Below are 8044 nucleotides of genomic sequence, written 5' to 3'. Positions count from 1 at the left end.
TGGCACCTCGGCGGGACCACCACCGCCACCAACACCGCAGGACTCTGCGAAGCCTGCAACTACACCAAAGAACAACCCGGCTGGAAAACCACCACCAACACCGGCACCAACGAACCCGGCACCAACCCCACCTGGACTGGTACCAACGACCCCGTCAGGCATCAACTCCACATCACCACACCCACCGGACACACCTACACCTCCACGGCGCCCCCACCCCCGGGAACACCACCCAAAACCACACACAATCATCAGCACCAGCAGGGTGTGCCCACACGCCCTAACGCCACCGAGTCCCCACACCCACCAGGCCAGAACCACGGACCAGCACCATCACGGCCACGCAAAAACACCGCCGAGCCAGCCAAGGCAGTGCACCTAAGCCAGTGAGCCAGCCTAAGTCAGCGCGTTACGCCGACCCTCAAACGCCCTGCCCAGGGTCACCTCATCGGCGTACTCAAGGTCGCCGCCCACCGGCAGCCCGGAGGCAAGCCTGGTTACGGTGATGCCGATGGTCTTGAGCATCCGCGCCAAGTAGGTAGCAGTTGCCTCGCCCTCCAGGTTGGGATCGGTAGCCAGGATTACTTCCTGGATGGCGCCATCGTTGAGGCGGGTCAGGAGCTCGCGGATCCTCAGCTGTTCCGGTCCCACGCCAGCAATGGGATTGATGGCGCCGCCCAGTACGTGGTAGCGGCCGCGGAAGGACCGGGTGCGCTCTACCGCGAGGACATCCTTGGACTCCTCAACCACGCAGATGATCGCCGGATCACGGCGAGGGTCGCGGCAGATGTTGCAGAGCTCCTGCTCGGTGACGTTGCCGCAAACCGTGCAGAACTTGACCCGTTCCTTGACGGTGGTGATGGCCTCAACCAACCGGGCCATGTCCTGCGGATCTGCTTCAAGAATATGGAATGCCAGCCGTTGTGCCGACTTGGGGCCCACACCAGGAAGGCGTCCAAGCTCGTCGATCAGCTCCTGGACTGCACCTTCGTACACGTTTTCCTTCTAACTTTTTGGGTGGATCGGGGCCAGCTGTACTTGGCTGCGGTCAGTAGCGGGGCGCCAGTGGACTGCCGTCCGCGGAGCGCTCCTCGATGAGTTTGCCACCCAGGATTCTTTCCACAGCTGCGCGACCAAAAACGCCTGACTCCTCGATGGTTTCATCATCGGCGCTGGGCACGTCCTGCACGTAGGCCGCTGCCACGGGCATCCGGGCCGGTGCTTTGGCTCGACCGGCCTCGGCTTCTGGGCTGTTGGAGAGCCGTTGGTACAGGCTTTGTTTGGCCTGGGCCGCAGTTTGGGGTGCTGGACTACTCACCGGCGAGGCAGGGGCGGTAGTTGCCATCGCATACGCTGGCTCCCGCTCCTCCCTAGGCGATTCCTGGGACTTCTGTACCGTGCTGGACGGCGTGGCACGCCCTGCTGGCTTCGCATCAGATGATGCAGATTCTCGCTGCGCTGGGGAATTGCTTGCTCCTGCAGACGTTGCGACCAGTCCGGAGACGCTGCCAGTGGTCTCCCAGTCGGGACCACTTGAGTCGCCTGGCTGGCTCGCCGGAATCGACGGCGGCAGTTGGGCCGTTGCGGGTTCGTAGTGCGCGGTGTGCGCTGCTGGCGCTGGCGACTCGTCCGGCTCAGTGCTCGGTGCGGCCCCTACGTTGCTGGTGTTGCCGATAACCCAGACGCCCGGCGCCTGCTCGACGGCGTGTGTCCAGGGATCGTGCGGCGTCGCTGCGGGGGCGGAGGTGCTGGAGGCCGAGTCGTGCACCGCTTTTTCCGCTGAAGGGGTCCCTGCAGAGGCTGGGGACGCGGTTCTAGTTCCCGCTGACCGGGCTGGGGGAGTCCAGTCCATGGGCGGCTCTTCTTCAAGCGGGGGAGCGTCCTCATCGCGCGGCTGGCCCCAGTCGTCGTCCGAGTACGAATAGTCGCCAGCCAAGGCAACGACCGATGGCGCAGCCAGGTTTGTACTCGCATCCTCGGTGACACGCGCATTGGCGGTATCTGCTTGGTCACTCGCGGCAGCATGCTTCTCGGGTGCGGGTGCGGGTGCGGGTGCGGGTGCGGGTGCGGGTGCGGGCGCGGGCGCGGGTGCGGGTGCGTCAACATGCTCCGCCGCTGGCACCGTAGCGAGTGGGGGAGTCGTAGCACTGGACGTGGGCGTAGCTACATTGGCGTCGGCGACGCCCGCTTGCTGCGGCGAGGCTTCATTCTGAACGTGTCCGGCTGCGGCGGCAGGGGCCGAGGCGGCAGCACCCTCCGCGGTTTGCTCCGTTGCGGAAGGGGGAGCTGTTGACGTGGACGTGGCCGCTGCGACATTGTCGTCCGCTACACCCGCTTGCTGAGACGTATCGGCGGCTACTGCCGGTGCTGACGCCGTGGCGGGAGGCGCGGGCGCTACCGCTTTTTCGTCAGAGGGCCCCGAGTGCTGAGGTACAGGTTCAGACGCATTTGTGGGTGCGGCCGATGCTGGCGCGAGTCCCCAAGCTACATCGGCGGACGAGGCTGGCGGTGCCTTAGCGGCGGGTGCTTTTGGGTCTGGTTCAGAGCTCGCCTTGGCGTTGCCGCCACCTGCTGTCGCGGTGATTTGGCAGTCGATACCAATCGTTTTGTGGATGGCTTGACGCAGGTTTTCAGCATGGTCGGCCCTGCCGAACGCGCCTGCCAACCCTGGAGTGGAAAACGCAAGCGTGAGGACAGTGCCATCGAAGTTGCTGACCTGGGAGTTCGGTTCGACGAGGGCCCACGTGCTGCGCTTGATTTTGGACAGCGCTTGCAGCACGTCTGGCCAGGCCCGACGCAATACCTCGACATCGCCACCTGCAGAATGAGCTGTTGCGGCTCGAGGTGTGGAAGCGCCTTGGTCGTTTGACGGCATCGCTGAAACAGCCTGCTTGGCAGCCTGTTCCGTTGTCGGGGCTGTATGATGCTGCGCTGGCGTGGGCTGTGTTGGCTCAGGCCGCTGTTGTGACGCGGTAGGTTGCCCTGACGCGGCCCGCTCTTGTGAGGTGGCGGCGTGCTGTTGCGGGATCGTGGGACGTTGTTCGGCAGGGCGAGTTGAGGTTTTCTGCGTGCTTTCGCGGGCATCCACTTCGCCGTGGGGCCAGTCGCCAGTGGTAACCCGCGGCGCTGTGAGCGGTTCGCGACTGGACTGATTCGATGCCGGCGTGGGCATAGCGTCTGCTGTGGACGCAGCGCTCTGCACTGGAGGAGTCATGGTTTCTGCAGCAGGGGCCGGCGCCTGGTCAGAGGGTGTGGACGGGGAGGACTGCGGGACGGGGGAGGAGCCTGCCGGCGCGGAAGGGGTGTGCGCCGGTGCGCCCGGGCCCGCAGTGCTGCCAGATGTCGTGCTGCCAGGACCTGATGCGGCGCCCGAGGTGGTGCTGTCAGGACCTGCTGTGGTGCCAGAAGTAGCGGTGCCAGTGCCGCCAGCGCCCGCAGCAGTGGCGGGAGCCCCGACGTCGTTCCCGCTGTAATTGAGCCGGCGCTCCACCCTGTCGATCCGGGCGGCCATACCGCGCTCGGTCTGTTCTGAACTGGGAAGCAGGATCCGGGCGCACAGCAGCTCGAGGTGCAGCCGGGGCGAGGTGGCGCCGGTCATCTCGGTGAGCGCAGTGTTGGTGACATCTGCCGCGCGCGACAACTCGGAGGCGCCGAGGTTGTGCGCTTGGTTCTGCAGGCGGGCGATCTGGTCTGACGGCACCCCACGCAGGATGGTCTGCGCACTCTCGGGCATGGCCTGGACGATGATGAGGTCGCGGAATCGCTCGAGTAGGTCTTCCACGAACCGCCGGGGATCGTGCCCGGTCTGGATGACACGGTCAACGGCGCGGAAAACTGTGGCCGAGTCGGAGGCAGCAACGGCTTCGACGACGTCGTCCAACAGCGATGCGTGTGTGTAGCCGAGCAGCGCCACGGCCAACTCGTAGTCCAGGCCCGTGGGACCGGCGCCTGCCATCAGCTGGTCAAGGACGGACAGGGAATCGCGGACCGATCCGCCACCAGCACGAATGACCAGTGACAGCACGCCGGGGGCAACGGGAACGTTCTCCTGCTGGCACAACAGTTCAAGGTAGGCCATCAGCGGCTCGGGCGGAACGAGTCGGAAGGGGTAGTGGTGCGTGCGGGACCGGATGGTGCCGATCACCTTGTCCGGCTCAGTGGTGGCAAAGATGAACTTGATGTGTTCCGGTGGCTCCTCGACGATCTTGAGCAGCGCATTGAAGCCAGCGGACGTGACCATGTGGGCTTCGTCGATGATGAAGATTTTGTAGCGATCACGGACCGGGGCGTAGGTGGCGCGCTCGCGAAGGTCGCGGGCATCATCCACGCCACCGTGGCTGGCGGCGTCGATCTCGATGACATCCAGTGACCCTGACCCGCCGCGGGCCAGCTCGATGCAGCTGGGGCAGACGCCACAGGGAGTGTCGGTGGGGCCCGCTGCACAGTTGAGGCAGCGCGCCAGAATGCGGGCGGAGGTGGTTTTGCCACACCCTCGAGGGCCGGAAAAGAGGTAGGCGTGATTGACGCGGTTTTTCCGCAGTGCTGTCATCAGCGGCTCGGTGACGTGTTCCTGCCCAATAACGTCCGCAAACGAATCGGGGCGGTATCTGCGGTAGAGGGCGGTAGTAACTGTCACAGTGGAAACCCTACCAATCCGGACTGACAAGCTGCCGTCCTGTGGGGGAAAAGTAAAGACCCCCCATGCACCCGCCAGAGCCCATTTACCCTTGCTACCTTCCGGTCCTGGGGGAGTTCAACAGGATGACGCCACATGAGGGGCCGTCAGTAACTTTACCCGAACATCTGGCCCGACTCGAATCGACGGGTGCCGGCGACTGATCGCACCGCTCTGATGCCAGAATTCGGCTTTGTCGTTGCCAATCCACCAGCCGACGCGGATCATGGTTAGGTATGCCGATTGGGGCAATCTCAAGGTTGTGAGCTGCGCGGCCTGGGGTGTGGGGCCGGGCCCGGCGGCTCAACGGTGTACCTCCCCGGAAATGGGCGCGTTGGGGGCGCCCATTTCAGCGGCGACGCACCGGTGCTGGCACCGCCAAACGGCCACACCAGCGGGGCGCCAAGCCTCAATTGGGCGATGCGGACAAATTCAGGTAATCTAATACCTGCTTTTGTTTCAGAAGCAGCTGGAGAATTCGCCTAGCGGCCTATGGCGCACGCCTGGAACGCGTGTTGGGTTCACGCCCTCGGGGGTTCAAATCCCCCATTCTCCGCGCAATTTGTCTTCGGACAGAAAACACCCCGGTCTTCGGACCGGGGTGTTTTGCGTTGCCGTCACGAATCGCTGCGGGCCCCGAAGTCCCGGATACCCAGGCGTTCCAGCCGCTGCCGGGCGGCGATTTCGCTTGGTCCGCGGCGCCCCAAAGACAGGTGTACGACGCCGAGAACAACTCGGGTGGCCAGCCGCACCGGCAGTGGAAATGGGCCCAGCCGTGGAACAGTGAGGCCCATCATCTGCCGGTATTGCGGCTCCAGGCTGTAGACCGCGCCCGCAAAAAGGACCCGGTAGCCAGGCCGGAGCATGGGATGCAAGGGCGGATTCCGGATGAATTTGATGGTCTCCTGGACGCGCTCGTCAACGCGAAGTTCACCACTTTCATGCCAGGCCTGAAGTTCGCGCCGCATCTCGGCCTCGGATGTTGCTGGCGCCGTGACCCCCATCAGCCCTCCGGCCTGGGACCACTCACCAATATAGGCGTCGGGACCGCCGGGGATGGCCTTGCCCCAAATCTTGTGGCTGGCCAGAAAACCGTCGGTAAACGCGAGATGGATCCAAGCAGCGAGTGCCGGATCGTTGGCACTGTAATGGCGCGCGCCGCCGTCGTTCCCCTGATACTCGCCCTCCACAGGTTCGTGCAGCCGACGGACCCGACGCGACGCTTCATCGGCGGCGGCCTGTGAGCCGTACGTAACGGTGAAAATCCACCGGATGGTGCGCGCGAGCCGCCCCAGGGGATCCGCCTGAAAATTGGAGTGCTCGTTGACGCCGGCCAGCGCTCCCGGGTGCAACGACTGCATCAGGAGGGTTCGGATGCCGCCCACAATCGGTGTCATCGATCCGTGAACGGCCCAGACCGCGGACCCGGGCAGGTGGTAGCCGGGATCATCGCCGTCGGCCAGACGCAACGTCCACTCCGGTGGGCCGCTGCCCGGACCGGAAAACGTCTGCCGTATCTCTTCCCGCCATTCCCTCAGGAAATTCCGCATACCTCCATTGTCAGGCACACTTCGCCGGCGCATTTCCACAGATATACCGCAGACGCGCCAAACAGGGTTCCCTGCAGGCCGGTCCTATGGTCCCATGGGATAAGCCGCAAAACTGCGGATGGGGGCCAGCTGGAGTCGATCACTTTGGGCAAGCATTGCGGAGCCGTTCGCGGCGCAAAAGGCACTAGCTTCATCGTCGTGGCCAGCCGGGTGGTAGCGCTTTCCGGAATCTTCGCTCTATCCGTCTGCACCTTGAGTCAATCGGCAGTAGGCGCCCCCGATGCACGGGCCATCGGCGCCATTGCCGTCGTCGACAGCTCCACAACCGGCAGTCAGCTTCCCGACACGACCTTCGGTGCGCAGTCCGGTACTGGCGCCGCCGCTTCCGGGACGGTGGCCGCAGGTGTCCTGGCACCCATCATCGTTTCGGATCCCACAGTGGTCCTCCCCTTTTCCCGCTCTGCCATTGGTGGCGCGGGCCTGGCATCGGCCATGCCTGCCGGTGTTGGGCCCGGGGCGATCGGCGGAATCCTCAGTGCAGTAAATGGCGCCCGGGCCGTCACCGGCACGTTGATGGCCCCGCTGGCAACCTTGAGCCCGAGCTCACCCTATGGCTACCGGGTAAGCCCCATCACTGGCTCAAGCGCCGATTTCCACCTCGGCCAAGATTTCTCCGCGCCCTGCGGAACCACCGTTTACGCCGCCGACCGCGGGGTTGTCCGCGCCGCCGGCTGGCACCCCTGGGGCGGCGGCAACCGGGTGGAGATCGACCATGGCGACGGGCTGATCACCACCTACAACCACCTGCAATCCATCGGCGTTCGCATTGGCGACGCCGTCCAGATGGGGCAGCCGATCGCCCAGGTGGGCACCACCGGCTGGTCCACGGGCTGCCACCTGCACTTTGAGACCATCCTCTCGGGTAACTACACCAACCCACTGAACTGGACGCTCGAGCCGCTGAAACCCTTGGCCGGCGACGTCGCCGCCACCGCGCAAAGTTTCGCGCCCGGCAGTTCGGCAGGAATCATCTGGACCATCCCCGGGCACGCCTCAGAGACACCCACTCCCGTCAGCCCAAGACCCACGACGCCGGCCCCCACCACACCGGTCCCGGCACCCACTGCTTCGGTTCCGTCGCCCACACCGACGACGCCGGTCGTCCCGCCTACGCCAACCCCTACGACGCCGGCTCCGTCGCCGACTAAGCCGGTCGTCACGCCGACTCCGAGTCCGTCGCCAACCCCTACGACGCCGTCGCCTACGCCGACGCCGACCAAGCCGGTTGTTACGCCGACACCGACGCCGAGTCCGTCGCCGTCGGTTACCTCGTCAACACCGTCGCCTTCGCCCACGACGTCGGCGTCGCCTTCGCCCACAACCGCTGCGCCCACACCTACCCCCACGAAACCGCCGGCAGCACCTGTCCCGACGCCGTCGTCAATTACGTCCTCAGCAGCCCCGACGCCTAAACCTGCAGCGACGACCGCACCAGCGCCCGCGCCCAAACCGAGTATTCCCGCTGCCCCAATGACACCTGCAACGCCGGCAAAGCCCACCAACATCACCAAGTAGTCCGAGGCGCGGGGCCGCCGGGCTCAGGAAACCCACAGATCCCACCAGTACCTTTTAGAGTTGGCACCGAACTCCTGGTAACACCAACTTTGGAAGGACCACCCCCATGGCCGATCTTTACCCCATTTCCCTCACCCTCAACGACGGGACTGTGTAAATAACGGTGTATCCGGCTCGACACGCCGGGCGGTGAGCCTGGCGGGGAGGAGCCCGATATGGCCGCAACACTTGAGGCTGTGCCGAG

4 protein-coding genes, 1 tRNA gene, 1 other RNA gene and 2 pseudogenes are annotated in these 8044 nt (G+C 65.0%); 3 read left to right on the top strand and 5 right to left on the bottom strand.

Annotated elements, in window-relative coordinates; genetic code table 11:
* Nucleotides 1-390: pseudogene (locus tag PSET11_RS16765) on the top strand (hypothetical protein); the annotation flags it as partial.
* Between the two features lie 6 nt (nt 391-396).
* Here PSET11_RS16765 and recR read toward each other — a convergent pair.
* The 3 genes from recR to ffs all read right to left on the bottom strand — a co-directional run bounded on the left by recR (nt 397) and on the right by ffs (nt 4784).
* Complete coding sequence (gene recR, locus PSET11_RS16095; RefSeq protein WP_124093340.1) at nt 397-996, bottom strand: recombination mediator RecR; 600 nt, start codon at nt 994-996, stop codon at nt 397-399.
* A gap of 52 nt (nt 997-1048) precedes the next feature.
* Nucleotides 1049-4636 (bottom strand): DNA polymerase III subunit gamma and tau, encoded by a 3588-nt coding sequence (locus PSET11_RS16090; RefSeq protein ID WP_124093339.1) that lies wholly within the window; start codon nt 4634-4636, stop codon nt 1049-1051.
* Nucleotides 4637-4687: 51 nt separating this feature from the next.
* Nucleotides 4688-4784: signal recognition particle sRNA small type (ffs, locus tag PSET11_RS16085), an RNA gene on the bottom strand.
* A gap of 362 nt (nt 4785-5146) precedes the next feature.
* Between ffs and PSET11_RS16080 the strand changes: the two genes are divergently transcribed.
* Nucleotides 5147-5231, top strand: a tRNA-Ser gene (locus tag PSET11_RS16080).
* A gap of 61 nt (nt 5232-5292) precedes the next feature.
* Here PSET11_RS16080 and PSET11_RS16075 read toward each other — a convergent pair.
* Nucleotides 5293-6225, bottom strand: a complete 933-nt coding sequence (locus PSET11_RS16075) for an oxygenase MpaB family protein (protein ID WP_124093338.1) — start codon at nt 6223-6225, stop codon at nt 5293-5295.
* 492 nt (nt 6226-6717) lie between these two features.
* On the opposite strand from PSET11_RS16075, the pseudogene PSET11_RS16975 reads away from it, so the two are divergent.
* Nucleotides 6718-7104: pseudogene (locus PSET11_RS16975) on the top strand (M23 family metallopeptidase); the annotation flags it as partial.
* A 47-nt stretch (nt 7105-7151) separates the two neighbouring features.
* Here PSET11_RS16975 and PSET11_RS16970 read toward each other — a convergent pair.
* Nucleotides 7152-7793, bottom strand: coding sequence for a hypothetical protein (locus tag PSET11_RS16970; protein ID WP_238989201.1), 642 nt, complete (start codon nt 7791-7793; stop codon nt 7152-7154).
* Nucleotides 7794-8044: the final 251 nt, after the last annotated feature.

The sequence above is a fragment of the Arthrobacter ulcerisalmonis genome (assembly GCF_900609065.1).
Classification (GTDB): Bacteria; Actinomycetota; Actinomycetes; order Actinomycetales; family Micrococcaceae; genus Arthrobacter; species Arthrobacter ulcerisalmonis.
Note: the sequence above shows the minus strand (reverse complement) of the source record. Positions and strands in the feature narration are given on the sequence as shown.